General features: G+C 66.9%; 18 protein-coding genes and 1 tRNA gene. 8 read left to right on the plus strand and 11 right to left on the minus strand.

Features of this window, described 5'->3' with window-relative positions; translation table 11 throughout:
- Positions 1-4 precede the first annotated feature (4 nt).
- The 6 genes from OG322_RS19555 (at position 5) to OG322_RS19575 (ending at position 7,884) form a co-directional block, all read left to right on the plus strand.
- On the plus strand, positions 5-1,123 hold the full coding sequence (locus tag OG322_RS19555; protein WP_329306737.1) for a fatty acid desaturase family protein: 1,119 nt from the start codon (positions 5-7) through the stop codon (positions 1,121-1,123).
- Positions 1,124-1,766: 643 nt separating this feature from the next.
- Positions 1,767-2,000, plus strand: coding sequence for an alpha/beta fold hydrolase (locus tag OG322_RS19560; protein WP_323179879.1), 234 nt, complete (start codon positions 1,767-1,769; stop codon positions 1,998-2,000).
- A 410-nt stretch (positions 2,001-2,410) separates the two neighbouring features.
- Complete coding sequence (locus OG322_RS41590; protein WP_443066552.1) at positions 2,411-3,502, plus strand: PA14 domain-containing protein; 1,092 nt, start codon at positions 2,411-2,413, stop codon at positions 3,500-3,502.
- 56 nt (positions 3,503-3,558) lie between these two features.
- Positions 3,559-4,809 carry a hypothetical protein gene (locus OG322_RS41595; RefSeq protein ID WP_443066553.1) on the plus strand — a complete coding sequence of 417 codons (1,251 nt, stop codon included), beginning with the start codon at positions 3,559-3,561 and terminating at the stop codon, positions 4,807-4,809.
- 42 nt (positions 4,810-4,851) lie between these two features.
- Entirely contained in the window at positions 4,852-5,358 is a 507-nt protein-coding gene (locus OG322_RS19570) for a WYL domain-containing protein (protein WP_329306738.1), read from the plus strand.
- A 420-nt stretch (positions 5,359-5,778) separates the two neighbouring features.
- Entirely contained in the window at positions 5,779-7,884 is a 2,106-nt protein-coding gene (locus OG322_RS19575; RefSeq protein WP_329306739.1) for an ATP-dependent nuclease, read from the plus strand.
- Between the two features lie 180 nt (positions 7,885-8,064).
- Here the strand turns inward: OG322_RS19575 and OG322_RS19580 are convergent, their stop codons facing one another.
- From OG322_RS19580 to OG322_RS19610, 7 genes are all read right to left on the minus strand, one after another.
- Positions 8,065-8,388 carry a MazG-like family protein gene (locus OG322_RS19580; protein ID WP_329306740.1) on the minus strand — a complete coding sequence of 108 codons (324 nt, stop codon included), beginning with the start codon at positions 8,386-8,388 and terminating at the stop codon, positions 8,065-8,067.
- Positions 8,389-8,415: 27 nt separating this feature from the next.
- Positions 8,416-9,738 carry a UDP-glucose dehydrogenase family protein gene (locus OG322_RS19585; RefSeq protein WP_329306741.1) on the minus strand — a complete coding sequence of 441 codons (1,323 nt, stop codon included), beginning with the start codon at positions 9,736-9,738 and terminating at the stop codon, positions 8,416-8,418.
- A 107-nt stretch (positions 9,739-9,845) separates the two neighbouring features.
- Positions 9,846-11,078: a hypothetical protein gene (locus OG322_RS19590; protein WP_329307746.1), complete on the minus strand. Its 1,233-nt coding sequence runs from the start codon at positions 11,076-11,078 to the stop codon at positions 9,846-9,848.
- 181 nt (positions 11,079-11,259) lie between these two features.
- Positions 11,260-11,472 carry a hypothetical protein gene (locus OG322_RS19595; RefSeq protein ID WP_329306742.1) on the minus strand — a complete coding sequence of 71 codons (213 nt, stop codon included), beginning with the start codon at positions 11,470-11,472 and terminating at the stop codon, positions 11,260-11,262.
- Positions 11,469-11,792: a hypothetical protein gene (locus tag OG322_RS19600; RefSeq protein WP_329306743.1), complete on the minus strand. Its 324-nt coding sequence runs from the start codon at positions 11,790-11,792 to the stop codon at positions 11,469-11,471. Before OG322_RS19600 ends, OG322_RS19595 begins: the two co-directional genes overlap by 4 nt.
- Before the next feature lie 178 nt (positions 11,793-11,970).
- On the minus strand, positions 11,971-13,200 hold the full coding sequence (locus OG322_RS19605; RefSeq protein ID WP_329306744.1) for a helix-turn-helix domain-containing protein: 1,230 nt from the start codon (positions 13,198-13,200) through the stop codon (positions 11,971-11,973).
- A gap of 381 nt (positions 13,201-13,581) precedes the next feature.
- Positions 13,582-13,652: transfer RNA gene (locus OG322_RS19610), tRNA-Gly, on the minus strand.
- Positions 13,653-14,141: 489 nt separating this feature from the next.
- Between OG322_RS19610 and dcd the strand changes: the two genes are divergently transcribed.
- Entirely contained in the window at positions 14,142-14,717 is a 576-nt protein-coding gene (gene dcd, locus OG322_RS19615; RefSeq protein ID WP_123460212.1) for a dCTP deaminase, read from the plus strand.
- Between the two features lie 6 nt (positions 14,718-14,723).
- The gene (locus OG322_RS19620; RefSeq protein WP_123460211.1) at positions 14,724-15,224 is read left to right on the plus strand and encodes a phosphoribosyltransferase; all 501 of its coding nucleotides are present in this window, start codon (positions 14,724-14,726) and stop codon (positions 15,222-15,224) included.
- Between the two features lie 102 nt (positions 15,225-15,326).
- Here OG322_RS19620 and OG322_RS19625 read toward each other — a convergent pair whose 3' ends face one another.
- The 4 genes from OG322_RS19625 to OG322_RS19640 form a co-directional block, all read right to left on the minus strand.
- The gene (locus tag OG322_RS19625) at positions 15,327-16,310 is read right to left on the minus strand and encodes a Yip1 family protein (RefSeq protein WP_329306745.1); all 984 of its coding nucleotides are present in this window, start codon (positions 16,308-16,310) and stop codon (positions 15,327-15,329) included.
- Between the two features lie 141 nt (positions 16,311-16,451).
- Positions 16,452-17,612 (minus strand): FG-GAP repeat domain-containing protein, encoded by a 1,161-nt coding sequence (locus OG322_RS19630; protein ID WP_329306746.1) that lies wholly within the window; start codon positions 17,610-17,612, stop codon positions 16,452-16,454.
- A gap of 208 nt (positions 17,613-17,820) precedes the next feature.
- Positions 17,821-20,088 (minus strand): (Fe-S)-binding protein, encoded by a 2,268-nt coding sequence (locus tag OG322_RS19635; protein ID WP_123460208.1) that lies wholly within the window; start codon positions 20,086-20,088, stop codon positions 17,821-17,823.
- A gap of 102 nt (positions 20,089-20,190) precedes the next feature.
- Positions 20,191-20,889: a sugar transferase gene (locus tag OG322_RS19640; RefSeq protein ID WP_329306747.1), complete on the minus strand. Its 699-nt coding sequence runs from the start codon at positions 20,887-20,889 to the stop codon at positions 20,191-20,193.
- Positions 20,890-20,958: the final 69 nt, after the last annotated feature.

Genomic DNA, 20,958 nt, shown 5'->3' on the forward strand with positions numbered 1-20,958 from the left:
CACCTTGACCGCCATCGACCCCACCGCCCACCTGACCGCGGAGCAGATCGAGGAGCTGGGCCGCGAGCTGGACGCGATCCGCGACGAGGTGATCGCCGGCCGCGGTGAGAAGGACGCCGCCTACATCCGTAAGGTCATCTCGGTACAGCGCAAGCTCGAACTGGTCAGCAGGGGTGTGCTGCTGTTCTCGATCTTCCCGCCCGCGTGGGTGCTCGGCACCGCCGGGCTGTCCGTGGCGAAGATCATGGACAACATGGAGATCGGCCACAACGTCCTGCACGGCCAGTGGGACTGGATGCGAGACCCGAAGATCCACTCCACCACCTGGGAGTGGGATCACGTCTCGCCGTCCGATCAGTGGAAGCACTCGCACAACGAGCTGCACCACACGTACACCAACGTGATCGGCAAGGACAACGACCTCGGCTACGGCATCATGCGCGTCGACGAGGACCAGAAGTGGCACCCCTTCCACCTCGGCCAGCCGCTGTGGAACTTCCTCAACGCCTGTTTCTTCGAGTACGGCATCGCAGCGTACGACCTGGAGCTCGGCAAGAACCTCACCAAGCGCCGCCGCAAGAACCCGGAGTTCCGCGCGCGGGCCAAGGCCGTGGGCCGTAAGATCCGCAAGCAGGTGCTCAAGGACTACGTGATCCACCCGTTGCTGTCGGGCCCCTCATTCCTCACCACACTCGGCGCCACGTTCACCGCGAACCTGGTCCGCAACATCTGGACCCACTCAGTGATCATGTGCGGGCACTTCCCCGAGGGCGTACAGGTCTTCGAACGCCAGTCGATCACGGGCGAGACACGCGGCCAGTGGTACCTGCGCCAGATGATGGGCTCGGCGAACATCAGCGGCAGCAAGGCCATGCACTTCATGACCGGCAACCTGTCGCACCAGATCGAGCACCACCTGTTCCCGGACCTGCCGAGCAACCGGTACGCCGAGGTCGCGGTGAAGGTGCGCGCGCTGTTCGAGAAGTACGAGCTGGAGTACATCACCGGCCCGCTGCCCAAGCAGGTGTTCTCCGCGTGGCACAAGGTCTTCCGGCTCGCGCTGCCGAACAAGCAGCCCAAGGTCGGAACGCCGGACCGTGAGCAGGACCTCATCGCCGCCTGACTCCCCGGCCGCACCTCAAGCCCTTGATGACGTCACTGCTGCGACACGACGGCCTACTCGGCCAGTGGAGTTTCCCCGCTGCCCGGGTCCTACAGCTTGGTGAGCGCACGCCGGACAGCAACTGAGTGGGAGCTTCTCTCCGGCTTCCACGACAAGCCACGCCAGGTGAGAAGGGCGACGAGGTGGACTATGACTTCAGGAAGACCGGGTGGAGCAGCACTCTGTACGGCTGCACCGCCGGGTCGCTCCTCGATTGCTCCGCAAACGGCACGGAGAAGTGAAGCACCGCGGTGAACGCTCTGATGACACAGTGCCTGCCGATTCGAATGATGGGTGGCCCCGATCGGCAAAGGGCCGGCCGGACGCTCTCGGCGCCGTGACGCGTGCTGAATCCGGCCTGTGAGAAGGAAGAAGTCGAATGCCGCACATGACGACGCCTGACGGGGTCCGGATCGCCTACCAGGTCCAGGGCGAGGGGCCACCGCTGGTGCTGCCGGCGGGCCAGGCGAACAACCACCCTTGACGGGACGGGGTACGCGACGACTTCCACGCGGCCCGTGGCTCGCAGCACCCTCACCCTCGATCTCCGCGACACGGGGAGATCGAGAAGCCCCACAAGCCCTACGGCACCGAGCTCTTCGCCCTGGACGTGGTCGCGGTGCTTGACTACCTCGGTATCGACGGGGCCGACGTCTACGGCACGTCCATGGGCGGACGCCTGGCCCAGCAACTCGCAGCGCGCCACCCGCACCGGGTGCGCGCCCTAGGGATCGGCTGCACGTCACCCGGTGGACCGCACGGCATCGGACGCGACAATGTCGTGAGTAGGTCGCTGGTACAGCATGAGGGCGGGGCGGCGCGGCAGGGCCCATTTTGAGCTGATGTACACCCCGGCCTGGCTGACCGAAGCCAGTCGGCGACATCCGGATTCCGCTCCGGGCTAACAAGAAAGCCCCGGGCGGCTGGCCTGGGGCTCTTTCGTGGAGCGGGTGACGAGAATCGAACTCGCGCTCTGAGCTTGGGAATCAACGGTTCTTGGGCCGTTGAAGGGGCTCTGACCTGTGTTTTCCCGTCAGGCGGGGTGTATGGCTACGGTCTCTGGGAACCGCACCTGACCGCTGTTGTCCGCTCTGCCGGGCACGGATGGGGCACGGGAGTCGCTACGGAGACCGTGCCCCAGCGTCTGAGCTGTTACGGCTGAGGCTCGTACAACCAACCGGCCCTCTTGTCCGTCTTGTTCGGCGACGTCTGACCGACATCGGCCGCCGAACAGGACTGAAGGACTTGATGAACCCAGCCAGACGCACGACCGCCACCGCCTTGGTTCTGGCCGCGGCAGGCGGAGTGCTCTACGCCACCGCCGTACCTGCTTCCGCGGCGGTGAACTGCACTTCCCCCGTCTTCAAGCGGCAGTTCTTCGCGAACACGACGTTCTCGGGCACGCCGAAGAAGACAGACTGCGATTCCGCGATCGACCAGAACTGGGGCAAGGGAGCACCCGTCTCCGGCGTGCCGTCCAACAACTTCGGCGTGCGCTGGTCGGTGACGCGCGACTTCGGCTCCGGTGGTCCCTTCGCGTTCACGGCCTCCGCCCAGGACGGAATGCGCGTCTACCTCGATGGCGTCCGGAAGATCAACGTGTGGAAGAACGTCTCCGCCACCGTCAAGAAGACGGTCAACGTGACGATCCCCGCGGGCAAGCACACGATCCGCTTCGACTTCGTCAACTGGACGGGTTCCGCGAACGTCAGGTTCACCTATACGCCGCGCACCTCCGCCGCCTACGACAAGGTCAAGCCCCTCACCCCGACGGGCACGGCCGTCTCGTACAACCCCGCCACCGGCGCGGCCAAGCTCACCTGGACCAGGAGCAAGGAGATGGACCTGGCGAATTACCGGGTCTACCGGCGGCTGAAGGGCGCGCCGTACGGCAAGCAGCTCGCGACGACCACCGCCACGTCGTACACCGACAGCGCGCTGCCCAAGACCGGCGCGGCCTACTACTACGAGGTGTGGGCCGTAGACAAGGCGGGCAATGTATCCGGCGGCAGCTCCGACAAGCTCGTCACCACCGTCGACAGGACGCCGCCCGCCGCGCCCTTTGTCGAATGGGATGCCTGCCCGGCCGACCAGCCCTACGCGGCACCGGAGCTGGTCACCACCGCGAAGAACGCCGCCGACATCGCCCGGTACGAGATGCAGCGGCTCGACGCGACCACGAAGCGCTGGAGCACCGTCTACTCCGGCACCAAGGGTGCGATCTGTGACACCGGCTACCGGGCCGACGGCAGCAAGGTCACCTACCGGGGGCGGGCCCGGGACGCCGCCGGGAACTGGTCGGCGTACTCGGCTGCACGACGTTCACCACCCCCGACCTGACCCCGCCCGCCGCCGTCACGGGGCTCCGCGCCGAGTACCGGTCGGGCGTTCCGCATTTGGTGTGGTCGCCCGTCACCGGGGCCGCCTCGTACCAGGTCCTCCAGTACGACCCGGCGACCGGCGGCTACGCCGACGCTCTTCCCGCGGGGAGCCCCAGCACCCGGACCGACATGGTGCCGCGCCAGTCGGCCGCCGTCGCCGACAGCTACCGGTACGCGGTGCGCTCGCTGGACGCCAAGGGCAATCCTGCCGCGCCGGTGGAGATCACTCTGAAGTTGGCCGACCGTCCGGAGGCAATCCCCGCGTTCAAGACCACTGCCAACAGGTTCGACGAGGGTGTGATGGTCGAGTGGAGCAGCGTCGACCCGTGGACCGTTGACGAGCGGCCTCTTCCCACGTACAAGATCATCCGGACCGACACCGCGACCGGCGAGACCGACATCGTGGACCAGTGCAAGCCGAACAGCTCAGTGGACCAGCCGCTGGATGACCCGGACACGTACTGGACCTGGGCGGACGACGATGCTCCTCTGTCCGCCCGCAAACAGGTCAACGGCAGCTGCTGGGACGTCCAGGGCAAGTCGGAGACGACGTACGAGTACCGAGTCGTGACGACCGACCGGTACGGACATGTGTCGCAGGCCGGCCCGCCCGCCACGGAGACAACCCCGGACACCCAGCGTCCCGCCACGGTCCAGGACCTGACCGCGGAACGAGTCCCGCTCGGCGTCCGGCTGACCTGGACGCCGCCCGCCGACACCGATGTCTCCGGCTACCGCGCGTGGCAGGGCGTCACCGACCCGGACAGCGGTGAGACGGTCTGGAAGAACAACTGCTGGACCGGCAGCTCCCTGACCAGGACCGAAATCCTCTGCCCGACAGTGCCGGACGGCACCACCCACGTCTACAAGGTGGCCGCGATGGACGATCACCGCGACGATCCACTCGGCGTCCTCCACCCCGCCGAGGTCTCGGTCACCCTGCCCGATACCCAGCCGCCGGGCTGGACGGAGACCGAGGTCCGTGAGGGCCAGTACCCGGATCTGTACGTCGGCTGCTCCGAAAGCTCCGGACTCGGGGACTGTTCCCGGTTCGCGAGCTACCGCGTGGAGCGCTGGGACCCCGTCACTGCCGCCTACGTCGCCCTGGCGGAGGGCGCGATGGGTGACGCCGCGTTCTACATGGACACCACGGTGCACGAGGACCGGCTCGGCCTGTACTACTACCGCGTCGTACGGCTCGACGCCTCGGGCGTCGAGGCCGTGACCCGATCGACGGCGTACGGCATCTGGGACTCCTGGCTCTGACCGGACGTGGGAGGGGACCGAAGGGTTCTTCGGTCCCCTCCCATGCTGGGCGACGAGCGGTTCGACCGGCCGCAGGACTTCGACCTTGGCGTGTACTGGGTCTCCTACCTCGATGACTTCCGGGCCCGCTGCTACATCGGCACAGCCACCGTCCGCCTTTCTCCCCGGGAATGCTGGCGCTTGCTCGGCAACGTTGCCCTTGCGGTGGTGAGGGCCTTCGGCTCCACCGCGACCGCCGGCGGTGACGACGGATGGGTCGAGGCGGTCATCCCAGTCGAGGGCACCGAGCACGCCTGCTGCGAGTTGCTGAGGCTCGGTGGGATGTCGAGATCGTTGCACGGGCCGAACTCCGCCAGGCCGTGGCCGCCACCGCAGCGACATTCGCCCGAGCCTACGAGAACAAGGGGCCAGGTGGTGCGCAGGTGGTGCGCGACGCCCGGGGAAGTCTGGGCAACGACGAACCCCCAGGTCCATGACCTGGGGGTTCGTGAAAGAGCGGGTGACGAGAATCGAACTCGCGCTCTGAGCTTGGGAATCAACGGTTCTTGAACGACTGTAGCGGCTCTGACCTGCATGTTTGGCTGGATCGGTCGAGGTTGGCGTTGTCTCTGGGCACCGTGCTTGACCGCTGGTGTCCGCTCCGAAGGGCACGGATGGGGCACGGGTGGATTCAACGGTGCTGCCAAGTGGCGTACGCCGGGTGGGCAGGTGGGTCAGAAGAGGCCAGTTGCCGAAAACGCCACGGTTCACCGCCGCTTGACCCTATCTGGCGCAGGTTTGGCACGACAGGGTTCGGCCACAGGCTCCATGACACGGGGCCGGCCCCTGACCCAGGTGCGGTGGCTCAGCGATCGGACCATCAATCTCAGGGAAAACACCCCCCACATGCACCCCGTGGTTCTAGGCTGACCAGACGCCAAACCATCCCAAAGCTGAGAGCTTCGGGATAGAGGGACTAAGAGGGCTCCTGTGCTGATTTCTAACGTAAAAGTACAAAATTATCGGGGCCTTCGTGACCTGAGTATGCCGATATCTCCTTTCGGCTGCATCATCGGTGAGAATAATGCGGGAAAGTCTTCCATTCTGCAGGCGTTGGACATCTTCTTCAGCGGTCCAGTTTTGAAAGATTCTGATTTTTACGACGCGGAGGAGCCTCTGCGTATTGAAGTAACTCTGGATGAAATCAAAGATGAGGATCTGGCGCGACTCGCCGAAGAGCACAGGGGTAGGATCGAGAAAGTCGCAGATGGTGGGAGGTTGACGCTTTCGCGCGTGTATGTAGCGCCGGGAAAGGGGATTCTGAGGCAGGTTGATGACGTTCCTTCGAATAAGAAATATTGGCCTTCCTCTGTTCAGGAAATGGTCGCTGGAAAGCGAGGGGAAGAACTTAAAGCGAGTGCGGTTTATGCGTTCCCTGAGTTGCGGGAGATTTTGCCTCCGAAGGCAACTCAGAAGGATGTGAAAGAGGCAATCGCTGCTCTCGCTCACTCTCTGCATGAATCTGAGCGGTCTAAGGGTGATGTCGATCTGCCGACCGGGATGGAGAAGTCTATTCAGGCCCTGCTCCCGGAAGTTATTTATATTCCCGCCGTAAAAGAACTTTCGGATGATCTTAAGACTTCTGAAAGTGCTTCATTCGGCAAGCTGCTAGGCATACTGGTTGAGCAGATCAAGCCGCAGCTGGCCGACGTTGACGAGCTGTTCGGAAAACTACGTGGGTATCTCAACGTAGAGGCACTCCCGGACGGGGCAGTCAATGACGGGCGGCTTGAAGAGGTAAGGAACATCGAGCAAATCGTCGAGGGCAATCTGCAGGCCGCATTCCCTGATACGCGAGTTAGTATCGAGATTCCTCCACCAGACCTCAAGAGTGTTCTTTCTAATGCGACAATCACAGTCGATGATGGTGTCAGGGGTGCGTTCAAGAGTAAAGGAGACGGTCTCCGTCGGTCTGTCACTTTCGCGATTCTCCGAACGTATGCCGAGCTCAGAACTGCGATGCGCGATCGCTCGTCGACTGCAAAATCGCGGCCCTACCTCCTCCTCTTCGAGGAGCCTGAGCTATTTTTGCATCCGCGGGCTCAAAAGCAGTTGTTCGAAGCCCTTCGCGTGTTCTCGCAGGACCACCACGTTTTGGTTAGCACTCACTCGACATCCTTCTATAGTCCGCAAGCAACCGGGACTTTTGTGAAGATCGCGAAAGACAGGTCTACTTTCCCACCCTCTGCAGTGGCCTATCCTGTTGATCTGTCGCATCTGAAGGCCAAGGATCAATTTCAGATGATCCGCCAGGAGAATAATGATGCCGCGTTCTTCTCGGATAAGGTGCTCCTCGTGGAGGGGGATAGTGACCACATCCTGATTCCCCATATTGCCAGGACTCTGAGCCCGGAGTGGGATTTTGGCAAGCGTTCGGTGGCTATCGCTAAAGTCAACGGGAAGTCAAGCATTGCGCGGTATAGGGGCTTCTTTGAGGAATTTGGTGTGGCGGTCGCCGTTCTGGCGGATCTAGATGCGCTGGTTGAGGGATTCAATAAACTGGGGGCAAGCGCCGAGTGTGCGTCCAAGCAGAAAGCCTTGATGGAAGTGGTAGGAGAGACTATCGCTAGAGGTGAGCGCGGCGAGACTGATATCTCGAGCAACATGGCTCGGAAGCTACGCGACGCACCTGCGATGAAGGAATTGTGGCGCGATGCCGCCCAAGCGGGTCAGCTTTTCTCGGTCGGACAATGCGAATGGGAAGACCTGCGGAAGACGGTAGATGAATTCTTTCATCGTGCCGTCACTCGTGATGTCAGGGCAGAGCTGGTAAAAAACCCACCAAGCCAAGAAATCGGCGAGGCAAAGACAAATCTCATCTCGTCCCTGCGTGATGAAAAGATCTACGTGCTAGAACGTGGGGCGATCGAAGATTATTATCCGGAATCAATTTCCGGTGACAAGCTGACTGCAGCTCAAGCGTTCTGTGACGAGCATCGCGATGCCAACGCCCTTCGTGGGGCGATCATGGGTGATGATTTTTCTCAAGTTTGCGAGTTCGATCTGATTCTTGGGAGCTTTTTCGGATCTGAATAGCTGACCGCCCCAGCCAAAGTGTTTCTCCCCGTCAAGGCGGCTCGCTCCAGCGGAGCGAGCCGCTTGACGGGGAGAGGAAGAGTTCTACCGCGCCGTGATCAGGTGCCTGCCGTGACTCGTGCCCGAACATGGCCGTCGACCGCGCCCACCAGACGCGGTCGACGGCCATGTTCGGAGGTGTCAGGCCGCGGCCTCGCGTCCCCTGCGAGTCCGACGGTGGAGGATCTCGTCGAAGGTGGCGCGGGCGCCAGTGGGGTCGACGTAGTGCATGGCCAGGAGGGCCGCGATGACGGCGCCGACCAGGTCGTTCTGGACCTCGGACCAGGTGTGGGCGTCGTCGCAGGTGGTGAGGCCCTTCAGCCCGTGGAGGGCGTGCATGGCCTCGCCGGCCTCCTCGGCGACTTTGCCGACCTGGAGTGCCTTGAGCTCCTCGTCAGGCAGGTGTGCGCCAGCCGCTCGGCAGACGGCGGAGAGCTTCTCGATGTTGTCCCACAGGGTGTCCACGGCGGACCTCCGGTTCGATGGCTTCGGCTATTCCTGTGCGGGTCGCCCGAGCTGGCGTACGGTCCATCCGGCCATGCGCCAGGCATCGGCGTCGATGAGGTTCCGGAGGTCGACGAGGACCTGGTCCGCGACCAGTGGGGCGAGGGCCTTGGGGTCGGCCTCGCGGAAGTGGGGCCATTCGGTGGCCAGGACGATCAGCTCGGCTGCCGCGATGGAGCCTTCGAGGGTTTCGCAGTAGTCGAGTTCGGGGTGGCGGCGCAGTGCGGTGGGTACGGCATGGGGGTCGTGGACAGTGACGGTCGCGCCGCGCTGGTGCATGAGCGCGGCGATGGCCAGGGCCGGGGATTCGCGGACGTCGTCGGTTCCGGCCTTGAAGGACGCGCCCCAGACGGTGATGCGTACGCCGTCGACGGGGTGGCCGAGGGTCTGCTCAATGAGCTTCAGCGCAGCGGTGGGGCGGGATTCGTTGACCTGCTCTGCCGCCCGCAGGAGGGTTGCTGCCTCGGTGGCTCCGAGGGTGCTGGCTGAGGCTGTGAAGGCGCGGATGTCCTTGGGGAGGCAGCCGCCGCCGTAGCCGGGTCCGGCGTTGAGGCCGCCGCGGCCGATACGGGGGTCGAGTCCGATGGCCTCAGTGAGCTGCTGGACGTCGGCTCCGGCGGCGGTACACATGTCGGCGACGCCGTTGATGAACGAGATCTTCATGCCGAGGTAGGCGTTGGCAGCGCCCTTGATGAGTTCGGCGGTGGCGGGGTCGGTGACGAACAGCGGGATCCCGTTCGCCAGGAGAGGTGCGTAGACCTGGCGTACAGCGTCCTCCGCGCGGGCCGAGGGGACGCCGACGACGATCCGGTCGGGTCGCAGAGTGTCGTCGATGGCGTGGCCCTCGCGGAGGAACTCGGGGTTCCAGACGACCTCCACATCCTCACCGGCCGGGGAGAGCCGGATGAGGAGGGCGGCGAGGTCGCGGGAGGTACCGACGGTGACCGTGGACTTGCCGACGATGACGGTCGGGCGGGTCAGGTGCGGCGCAAGGGCGCGGGCGGCGCCGAAGACCTGCCCGGTGTCGTAGCTCCGTCCGTCCGCGTCGATGGGCGTGCCCACGGCGAGGAAGTGGATGTCGGCGAACTCGGCGGCCTCGACCAGGCTGGTGGTGAACCGCAGTTGCCCGGATGCGGTGTGGGTGGCGAGGAGTTCCGGGAGGCCCTTCTCGTAGATGGGGCACTCGCCGGCGTTGAGGCGGTCGATCTTCGCCTGGTCCAGGTCCACGCCGATGACCTCGTGGCCGATCTCGGCCATGGCAGCGGCGTGGGGGATGCCCAGGTGACCGCAGCCGATGACGGATACGCGCATGGGGTCGACGCTCCTTTCCTTGCCTCTCGCCCGCCCGGGGAGTCCGGGCCGGCCGGGTGCGTCACGCTAGCGCCACCATCCGGCGCGGCCCTCTTTGTGCAGGTGAATCAACCAGCGGGCTGCTTCAGGAGATTGACGAGTGCGGGCAACGCCTCAGCGGCGGTTGCCCGGCACACCAGGTCACCGTCCTGGGGCCCCTCCAGCGGGTACGGCATGAACTGGCCGTCGTGCCAGAAGCCCTCCGGGTCCAGGTAGACGATCTGCATGCCGCGAGCACGGGCGCGAGCCTGGACCTTGCGTCGGTCGGCGTGCAGGCCGACGACGAGGAGTGCCTTGGCGCCGTCGACCCACTCGACGTCGGGTACGGCCTGGTCGTAGCGGCGCATGAAGCACTCGTCGAGTCCGGCGCGCGCTGCGAGCACGTCGAAGTTGTTGGTGATGACCGGACCGACGAGGTGCCCGGTGTCCTTCAGTTCCTTCAGCGCCCGCATGGCCGGAGTCGGCTCGGCCAGAAAGCAGGCACGGAACATCTCCACGAATTCCGCGGTCTTCTCCTCCGGCTCCGTCAGCACCTCATGGAGGAGCCTGTCCGCTGTCGGGGAGAGAGTGCAGCGATGCTCACGCGGCTCGTGGCCCTGGCGGTCGGTGACCCGGTAGATCTCGTGGAGCCGGTGCAGGGGCGGGATCCCCGCCTCGACCGACGTACCGCATCCGATCTCCACCTGGAACGGCCGCAAGTCCGCGAGGACGGACAGGTCCGGGACGCGGGTCGGCGTGCCGGGGCGGTCCTTGAACCGGATTCCGGTGGAGAGCACGTTCCACGGCAGTTGCCGGACAGCGGGCGGCGGCGCGTAGGACACAGAGGCGATCTGCACGTCCAGGCTCCGGTAGCCGACTGGGAGGGTGCGGCCCGCAGCGGCGTCCTGGGGGTGGACGTCGTGCTCGGTGATCCGGCACTTCAGATCCCGCCGGGTCCATAAGAATCCACCGGGAGCCTCCTTCCAGCCGCCAGTGGCGAGTGAATCCCACAGGGCGTCGTGGTGCGCGTCGATCTCGTCGGACGGCGCGGACGCGGAGTGATAGAGGTACAGGTCGGTCAAGCCGATGGCCGGCGCAGCCGTGGTGGGCACCAAGCCGTACCGGTAGCGGTAGTGGATGATCCGCCGGCGTGCGTCGTCGGAGGCCGCCCAGCCGGACTGGCTGGCGGTGGCCTTTTCCTGGGTGCGGCGCCAGATACCCTCCTCGACGTAGCGGGGACGGTCGGCGTCGCCGAAGTACGTCTTCCAGACCTGCTGTTGGTCGGGGACGAGCTGGTCGATGACGATGTACGGGATGTCCACGATCCCTCCCTGGAGAATCACGCGTGGATGTTCCAGATGGCTGACGGGGTGCAGGCTGTCCCGCTCCGGGCAGCCGAAGCCGCGCTGAGCGGGACGGTTCTTCAGCGCCGCTCGACGAGAGAGCAGCGTGAGAGGCTCCGGCGGCCGAGCGCAGGCAGCGGCCTCGGTGCCGGGAGCGGCCTCAGCGGTCGGAGGTCAGGCTCGCGTCCGCCGCGACGGCGGAGGGCCGGTGACCAGCGCCTTCGAGGAGCGGGCCGGCGTGCTCACGCAGTGCCCAGGCCGGGCCGACCAGGCCGGCGATGGCCAGGAACGTGAGCGCGATTCGGCTTCCGTGGTCGGGCTGTGCGGTTCTGGACGCGGCGTTTCGGGCATGGCGGCGTCGAGCCCCGGTCACGAGGTGCCGCCGAGGGCGCGTTCGTGGGCGTCAAGGAGGCGGCTGGTCTGCGAGTGCAACCGCTCCAGCTCAGGAGAGGTGAGGATGAGCGCGCCGTCGAGGGTCGAGCCGTCATCGAAGTGGAACTCGACGGGAACCGACCCTTGCCGGGCCCGCGGGTCGTAGACCGCGTCCCGTCCGGCCGAGAGCGTGGCATGGGTGGTTTTCACCGGTACGGGCCTGAGCGTCGTCCCGTCGGCGGGCGCCGACCACTGGGTCCCGCCCCCGGGAGGGCGCAGGTGGTACGTCGTGGCGGGGCCCTCGCCAGGGAGAGCGACCACGACCCCGACGCGGTCCTCGCGGGCGCTGTCGGTGGCGAGGTCGCCGAGCCGGGCAACGAAGGGAGCTGCGGTACCTAATCCGGCTCCCTGGGAGGGAAGGTGGGGAGAATGTCGTCGCGTCATGCCCTGAAGTTAGGGACAGGGCAACCCTCGAATATGAGCCGGAGGAATACGACCCCTATCCGTCGAGGTGAAAGCGGTCGGACATGCGCCGCAGCTTCTCCCGCGTGACTGCTCGTTCCGCGTAGACGATGCTGCGAAGCGTCGAGCGGGCGATGGGGTGGTTCCGTACGAGTTGGGGCGCGATCCGCTCGGCCGTCTCCAACTCTGCCAGGGCCTTTCCCCGGTTCCCGTCCCACAGCCAGGCGCGCGCGACGTCCATGTGGTGGTGTCCCTGACGGGAGTTGGGCAGCGAACCCACCAGCCCCGGGCTGGTACGGCGGTTTATCTCCAGTGCCTTGCCCTGCTTGCCCATTTCCAGGGCCACGCTGATCGCGTGGATCTGCACGTTCCCGGCGGAGAACGTCAGCGAATGCCGGTCGTACACCGGTGCCCCGACGTACGCGTCCATGCGCTCGGCAGCAACCTTCGCGTGTCCGATCCGGTCCTCGGCCTCCGAGGCGCGGCCGGCTCGGGCGGCAGAGACCGCGGCCCGCAGCTGCAGCGTGCCCCAGGCCCGCACGGCCAGCTGCTCGCCACGGTCGTACTCCTGCTCCACCGAGGTGATCGCCTTGTCCGAGAGTGCCAGAGCGTCGGCCCAGTCAGCCGTCGCCCACATGTCCCAGACTCTCATCCAGTCGGCGACGGCAGGCAGCACCGGATCTCCCGACAACCTGGCTGACCATGCGGCCCGCTCGCAGGTCATGGCGACCAGTTCGGGGTGCCCGAGGGAGTGGGCGGCGGTGTGCGCGAACTTGCAGCACACGGCGTAGATGGCGTACGCCTCCTCCCGCTCGTGTCCCTCCGAGTCCTCCGCCAGGGCGCGTGCCTCGCGGAACAGGTCCGGGAGAACCCGGAGAATTGCCACGTTTGAGGCGGTGTCCCGCAGGCGGTGAAGCCGGGTTACCTCACGCCACAGATGTGATGCGGGCCGCGGGGCCCCGTCGAAGACGGGGACGAGGTCGTAGCGGCGCAGCTCGCGCAGGATCGACGAGGCGGCGACCTGCCACTGGTTGTCGTCGGGGGAGCTGCTGTACGGGCGTCCGATCAGGTCGTTCGGATGGATGTGCAGTTCCGCGGCCACCTGGTTGAGCAGCCCGACCCGGTCCAGCTCGATCAGGCCACGTTCCATCTTCGATACCCAGCCCTGCGACTTCCCCAGGGCTGTCGCCAGGTCGGCCTGCGGTATGCCCAACCGCAGCCTCGCCCTGCGGACGCGCTTGCCGATCTCCTCGGCTTCCTCCAGCATCAGGACACCTCCCGGCCGCCGGACGCCCCGGCGCGATCACCGGTCTGTCCGTACAGAGTTCGTCTCCAGCACGGTACCCATGACGCGGCTTGCGCGTGTGTCGAGCTGCAGGGTGAGAGGTGACGGGTGAGAGGTGACGGGCGCACGGCCCGGTTCTCTCTCGCGGGGCCTGTGCCGGTGTCGACCTGGTCGAGTCGCTGTTCACGAACTCCGGCCAGCAGGTGCGACGGTTCACCCGCTGGTGCCTCGCCCGCCCTGAGGGGTGACGCATCCACTATGGATGCGGCTCGGGAGGCCGTTATGGCACGCGAATGGCACGGGCTCTGAAAATGGTCTAGACAACAAACAGGCCCTGGTCGGAGACCAGGGCCTTCATCACGGAGCGGGTGACGAGAATCGAACTCGCGCTCTGAGCTTGGGAAGCTCATGTTCTACCATTAAACTACACCCGCGTGGCGCACTGGCTGACCAGCAACGCATCGTCCGACACTGTACCCCATTGCGGGCCCCTCGATGTGTGGGCCCAGGCGTGGGGCGTGGTGGGGGTGTGTCGTGTTGAGGGGTGGATGCGGGTGAGTGGGGCGGGAGTTGGGGGCGTAGCGTGGGGCGTCGGAGTGCCGCGTGGAGTGGCGTCCTGTTCATCCCCTAATGTGGCTTTCTCGTCCACGGCTTGATGGGGAAGGGACTTGATGGACTCCTTGGAGCGCACCGTCGTCCGCTGTGCCGAAGGGCACGTTTTCGCTACCGCCTCGTTCCCGATGCAGCAGCTCGGGTCCGGGCGGATCGGTCCCGGGCGGCTTATCCGCTGTCCTCGTTGCGCCCGGTTGCGGCATGCCGTGCCGGTGGTGTTCGAGGAGCGGTAGGGCTTCCGGGAAGGTGGCGACAGGCGCGCGGGGCGGCCCGATGTGGGTGGGTCCGCGCGTTCTGCGTATCCTCGGTGGGTGCTTCTCTCAGACAAGGACATCCGGGCCGAGATCGACGCCGGACGCGTACGTATTGATCCTTTCGATACGTCGATGGTGCAGCCGTCGAGCATCGACGTGCGGCTCGACCGCTACTTCCGGGTGTTCGAGAACCACCGCTATCCGCATATCGATCCGGCCATTGAGCAGGTCGATCTGACCCGCACCGTCGAGCCGGACGGGGACGAGGCGTTCATCCTCCACCCCGGTGAGTTCGTGCTCGCCTCGACGTACGAGGTCATCTCGCTGCCCGACGATCTCGCGTCGCGGCTGGAGGGCAAGAGTTCGCTCGGCCGGCTCGGGCTGGTGACGCATTCGACGGCCGGGTTCATCGATCCGGGGTTCTCCGGGCACGTGACCCTGGAGCTGTCGAATCTGGCGACGCTGCCGATAAAGCTCTGGCCCGGGATGAAGATCGGTCAGCTGTGCATGTTCCGGCTGACGTCTCCGTCGGAGTTCCCGTACGGCTCCGAGCGGTACGGGTCGCGATATCAGGGGCAGCGCGGTCCGACCGCGTCGCGTTCGTACATGAACTTCCACCGGACGCAGGTGTGATGCCCGATGGGCGATGACGCGCGGGAGAACCTGACGTACGACGGCTTCGGGGTTGCCGTGCGGGAGCTGGCGCAGGCCGTGGCCGACGACGGGTACGAGCCGGATGTGGTGCTGAGCATCGCGCGGGGCGGGGTCTTCGTCGCGGGCGGGCTGGCGTACGCGCTGGACTGCAAGAACATCCACCTGGTGAATGTGGAGTTCTACACGGGGGTGGGCACCACGCTGGAGATGCCCGTCATGCTGGCGCCCGTGCCCAACGCCATCGACTTCTCGGACAAGAAGGTCCTGATCGCCGACGATGTCGCCGATACCGGGAAGACGCTGAAGCTGGTGCGTGATTTCTGTATCGATCATGTCGCCGAGGTGCGGTCCGCCGTCATCTACGAGAAGTCGCACTCGCTCGTGAAGTGCGAGTACGTGTGGAAGAAGACCGATCGCTGGATCAACTTCCCCTGGAGTGTGGAGAAGCCCGTCGTGCGGCGCAGCGGGCAGGTTCTGGACGCCTGAGCCATGGCGGACGCGGACGCGGCGGCGGATGGCTGTGCGGACGTGGACGGGACGTGAAAGACCCCCGGGGCCGCATGGCCTCGGGGGTCTTTTCGGGTCGGGTCAGATCGTGCCCAGTTTGAGGATCGATACCAGCGCGATCAGCTGGATCGCGCTCGCGCCCAGCGCCTTCGGCCACGGCAGGTCGTGGGACTTGCTCACCATGGAGGTGAGCAGCGCAGCCGCGGCCAGCCAGGTCAGCCAGCCGAGGATCTGGACCAGGGAGTTCTCGCCGCCCAGGAACAGCGCGAAGATCAGGCGGGGGGCGTCCGTGATCGACATGATCAGCATGGAGAGGCCCACCGTCGGCTGCCAGGCGCCGTCGCCGCCCAGCTGGCGGGCGAGTGTGTGGGTGACCGCGCCGAGCACCAGGCCGCCGAGCACGAAGCCGATGCCCGTGATGATGACGTAGGGGATGGCGTTGCCGACGGGGGAGTGGATCGCGTCGTCGCGGGCCTGGTCGAAGCCGAAGAGCGCCAGCAGGCCGTAGAGGAACGTGACGATGAGCGCCGGGCCCCAGACGGGGTAGTCGCGCATCTGCCAGAACGTCGGGGCAGGGCGCGTCACCATGCCGCTCAGCAGCTGCTTCCAGTGCAGGCGCGGGCCCGCGGGCTGGACGGGGGCCTGGCCGGCGCGATAGGTGTTCCCGTCGCCGTAGGGGTCCTCGTTGATGCTGAAGGCCTGGGTGTGGCCCGGGTTGTTGGCGTACGGGTCGCCCTGATGCGGTTGCTGGGGGTGCTGCGGTTGGTGGGGCTGGGGGTACGGGTCGGAGAAGTACTCCGGCTCGTCGGCTCCACCGCTGTTGTAACCGCCGCTGTTGTAGCCGCCGCCGTTGTAACCGCCGCCCGGGTGGTGGCCGCCGTTGTTCGGGGCACCGCCGTTGTAGCCGCCGCTGTTGTGCGGGGCGCTGTTTCCTCCCGTCGGCGGCCATTGCTGCTGTCCGTACGGCGGTGGTGCCTGATTGCCGTACGGCTGCTGCCGCGGTTGCTGCTGCGCTTGCTGCGGGGTGCGGTTGTCCCGGCCGCGTCCGATCCTGAATCCAGCCACGTAATCGAACGTACCTGGTCCGTCCGGGGCGGGTGGGTGGGGCGGGGGAACTGGCCCGCCTTTGCGGCCTAGCTGTGACATCCCCTAAGGGAACCCCGGGGTGCTCTCCACAGGGTCCCGCCGGGTGCGCGAGGCGTGTGGTCAGCCCGCGTTGAACAGTGCGCTGGTGAACGTGATCAGCGGGCGGTCCGGGGCGGCCGCCGGGTACAGGGCGATCAGGTCCGCCGTCTCGCCGCGGTGGGTGCGCACCACCGTGTCCGGCTTCTTGTCGCCGTCGAAGTCCGCGTAGCGGATCAGGAGGGTCGTTTCCGCGGAGGCCGGGGCGGGGGAGCCGGCGGGGTCGGCGGGGTCGGTGGTGGGGGCTGCCTTGCGGTGCAGCGGTGCGGCCGGGAGTTCTCCGGCCGGGGCCCTGAAGCGGTACGGGCCGCCCGGCCGGCCCGGTCCGTCGGGGCTGCCGAGCAGCAGGGCGCCCTTGGCGGCCGTGCCGGGCTCGTGGGGGCGGGCGGCGTACACCAGGTCGTCGTAGCCGTCGCCGTTCGTGTCCGCCCGGGGCTCGGGGGCGGACAGCGCGGGGCCGGCCCCCGGGATGGTGCCCCCGGCGGCGTGCGGGCGGCCGTCGCGGGTGAAGGGGCCGCGCAGGAAGCTGAGCCGGCCCGAGCTCGCCGTCACGGCCAGATCGGGCTTCCTGTCGCCGTCGAAGTCGCCGCAGACGGGGTGGTCGGGCCACTCGTTGCCGAAGCGGGCCCGGTCCGGGATGCGGAGCGCGACCGCCTTCCCGGTGAGGCCCGCGGGGGAGCCGAAGAGGATCTGCAGCGGTACGGGCGGGCGGCCGATGCCGTTGTACGGGGGGTCGGTGGCCACGATCAGATCGGTGAAGCCGTCCTGGTCCAGATCGCACGAGGCCTCGGCGTCGAACGCCGACGGGAGGGTGCCGCCGATCCTGGCGGCGTTCGCGTGCGCGCTCAGCAGCTGGCGTACCGACGGGTCGAGGCCCCGGGAGGCGGAGCCGTACACGATGCCGATGCCCGCGTCGTCGCCGTGGCTGTCGGCCGCGGGCTTCACCAGGTTGTTGAGGACGAGGTCGCGGCGGCCGTCGCCGTTGAAGTCGTCGGGGGTGTGGCTGCCGCTGCCGTGCGGTACGGGCCGGCGCTCAGCGCCCGCGAGGCCGGACAGGGCGGTGGGCGGGGCGTCGCCGTTCTTGCCCGGCCCGGAGGCCGGGGAGCCCGCGCAGGCCGTCAGCAGGAGGGCGCAGGCGCAGCCGGCCGCAGCGGTGGCCGTCGCCCTTGCGATACGTATCCGCACTGGAGTACCTCGTCCGTTTCGTATGCCTCGCACGCCGCGTACACCCCGCGCATCCCCCTGCGGCGCGTACCTCTCGTCCATCCGTCGGTGCGCACCCGTCCCGGTGGCCGTCCCACATGATGCGTCACCGGGGCGGGAAAGCAGAAGCGGCCGGTCCTGCCCCCGAGGCAGGTCCGGCCGCTTGTGCACCGCGGTGGCGCGGTACCGGTTACTTCACCGGTTCCGGCTCCGGGGTGTCCGCCGTTTCCGGCTCGCCCGCCGGATCGGCCGGAGTCCTCACGGAGTCGAGCAGCAGCTGCGAGACGTCGACCACCTGGATCGACTCCTTCGCCTTGCCGTCGTTCTTCTTGCCGTTGACCGAGTCGGTCAGCATGACGAGGCAGAACGGGCAGGCCGTGGAAACGATGTCGGGGTTGAGGGAGAGAGCCTCGTCGACGCGCTCGTTGTTGACGCGCTTGCCGATCCGCTCCTCCATCCACATCCGGGCACCGCCGGCGCCGCAGCAGAAGCCGCGCTCCTTGTGCCGGTGCATCTCCTCGTTCCGCAGACCCGGGACCTTGGCGATGATCTCGCGCGGGGGCGAGTAGATCTTGTTGTGACGGCCCAGGTAGCAGGGGTCGTGGTACGTGATCAGACCCTCGACCGGTGTCACCGGGATCAGCTTGCCCTCGTCCACCAGGTGCTGGAGCAGCTGCGTGTGGTGGATGACCTCGTACTCGCCGCCGAGCTGCGGGTACTCGTTCGCGATGGTGTTGAAGCAGTGCGGGCAGGTCGCGACGATCTTCTTCTGGGACTTCGCCTTCTTGGTGGAGTCGTCCTCGTCGTCCTCGCCGAACGCCATGTTCAGCATCGCGACGTTCTCCTGGCCGAGCTGCTGGAACAGCGGCTCGTTGCCCAGGCGGCGGGCCGAGTCGCCCGTGCACTTCTCGTCGCCGCCCATGATCGCGAACTTGACGCCCGCGATGTGCAGGAGCTCCGCGAAGGCCTTCGTCGTCTTCTTGGCGCGGTCCTCCAGGGCGCCCGCGCAGCCGACCCAGTAGAGGTAGTCGATCTCGGAGAGGTCCTCGACGTCCTGGCCGACGATCGGGACCTCGAAGTCGACCTCCTTGGTCCACTCGACGCGCTGCTTCTTGGCGAGCCCCCAGGGGTTGCCCTTCTTCTCCAGGTTCTTGAGCATCGTGCCCGCCTCGGACGGGAACGCGGACTCGATCATCACCTGGTAGCGGCGCATGTCGACGATGTGGTCGATGTGCTCGATGTCGACCGGGCACTGCTCCACGCACGCACCGCAGGTGGTGCAGGACCAGAGCACGTCCGGGTCGATGACGCCGTTCTCCTCGGCTGTCCCGATGAGGGGGCGCTCGGCCTCCGCGAGGGCGGCCGCGGGGACGTCCTTGAGCTGCTCCGCGGTCGCCTTCTCGTTGCCCTCCATGTCCTTGCCGCCGCCGGCCAGCAGGTACGGGGCCTTGGCGTGCGCGTGGTCGCGCAGGGACATGATCAGGAGCTTCGGGGAGAGCGGCTTGCCGGTGTTCCAGGCGGGGCACTGCGACTGGCAGCGACCGCACTCGGTACACGTGGAGAAGTCGAGGATGCCCTTCCAGGAGAACTGCTCGACCTGGGAGACACCGAAGGTGTCGTCCTCGCCCGGGTCCTCCCAGTCGATCGCCTTGCCGCCCGAGGTCATCGGCTGCAGCTCGCCCAGGGCGACCGCCCCGTCGGCGTTCCGCTTGAACCAGATGTTCGGGAAGGCGAGGAAGCGGTGCCAGGCGACACCCATGTTGGTGTTGAGCGCGACCGTGATCATCCAGATCAGCGAGACGCCGATCTTGATCATCGCGGTGAAGTAGATGAGGTTCTGCAGCGTGCCGAGCGCGAGTCCCTTGAACGCGAGGACCAGCGGGTACGAGACGAAGTACGCGGCCCCGTAGCCGTCGACGTGGTGGATCGCGCCCTCGAGACCGCGCAGGGTCAGGATCGCCAGGCCGATGACGAGGATGACGTACTCGACGAAGTACGCCTGCCAGGCCTTCGAGCCCGCGAACCGCGACTTGCGGCCGGCCCGGGAGGGCAGGTTCAGCAGCCGGATGGCGATCAGTACGAGAATGCCGACCGTCGTCATCAGCCCGATGAACTCGATGTACAGCTCGAACGGCAGCCATTCACCGATGATCGGGAGGACCCAGTCGGCCTTGAAGAGCTGTCCGTACGCCTGGAGCAGCGTCGGCGGCAGCGTCAGGAAGCCGATGGCGACGAACCAGTGCGCGAAGCCGACGATCCCCCACCGGTTCATCCGGGTATGGCCGAGGAACTCCTTGGCCAGGGTGATCGAGCGCTGTTTCGGGTTGTCGGTGCGACTGCCGGCCGGGACCGGCTGTCCGAGCGTGACGAACCGGTAGATCTGCGCGACGGCTCGGGCGATGAGCGCAACGCCGACCACGGTCAGCACCAGCGACACGATGATCGCGGCGAGTTGCATTTGGGGGCTCCTCGGGCCTGCGAGGGTGGGATCCAGCGTTCACTGGCGAGTACTGGGAATTACTAAGCAGTAACTTAATCAGTCTGTGCTGACACTATCCACTTATTCTGCCGCGCTGTAGTTGGGCAGGCGGTGATCTGTGTCGCTCAGGCAAGCCTGGCCGTGCCGGGTGAGGCCGCGGACCGCCCTGCGCACCGGCGTGTGCACGGCCTCGGCCAGGATCGCCAGGTCCAGGGCGATCCGGTGGTGCTCGGCGTAGTGCTGGTCGAGGAGGTCCGCCTCGTCCCACGGCATCGTGGAGCGGTGGCGTACCTGCGCCAGGCCGGTCAGTCCGGGCTTCAGCTCCCGCCGCCAGTCCCGCGCACCGGCGGCCGCGCCCCGTTCGTCGCCCGGTGCGAGCGGTTCGGGGCCGACCAGGGAGAGCTCGCCGCGTACGACGTGGGGCAGCCGGGAGAGCCTGTCCAGCCGCAGTCGCCGGGTGCTCAGCGACCGCAGCACGAAGGGCCTGCCCGCCAGTCCGGTGCGGGGGGAGCGTGTCAGGACGCCGCCGGGGCGCCGCACGACGGCTAGGGCGAGGGCGGCCGCCGCGAGGACGGGGGCGGCCAGGAGCAGGAGGGCCGAGCCCAGGAGCAGGTCCAGGGCGCGCTTGGAGGTGGGGCGCGGCAGTGCTGCCGGGGCCAGTGCCCTCAGGGCCGCGAGGGCGCTCGCCGTGCGGGGCTGCCTCGGCGGCTGCCACGCACGCCGCGCCGGCCTCCGCCCCTGCCTCGGCATCTGCCGCTGTCTCGGCCTCTGCGTCTGCATCGTTCGCACCTGCCTGGGGTCGACTGCTGGGATCGGGCGCCGGTTTTGTGCGGCTCGCGGCATTTTGTG

The organism is Streptomyces sp. NBC_01260 (assembly GCF_036226405.1).
GTDB lineage: Bacteria > Actinomycetota > Actinomycetes > Streptomycetales > Streptomycetaceae > Streptomyces > Streptomyces laculatispora.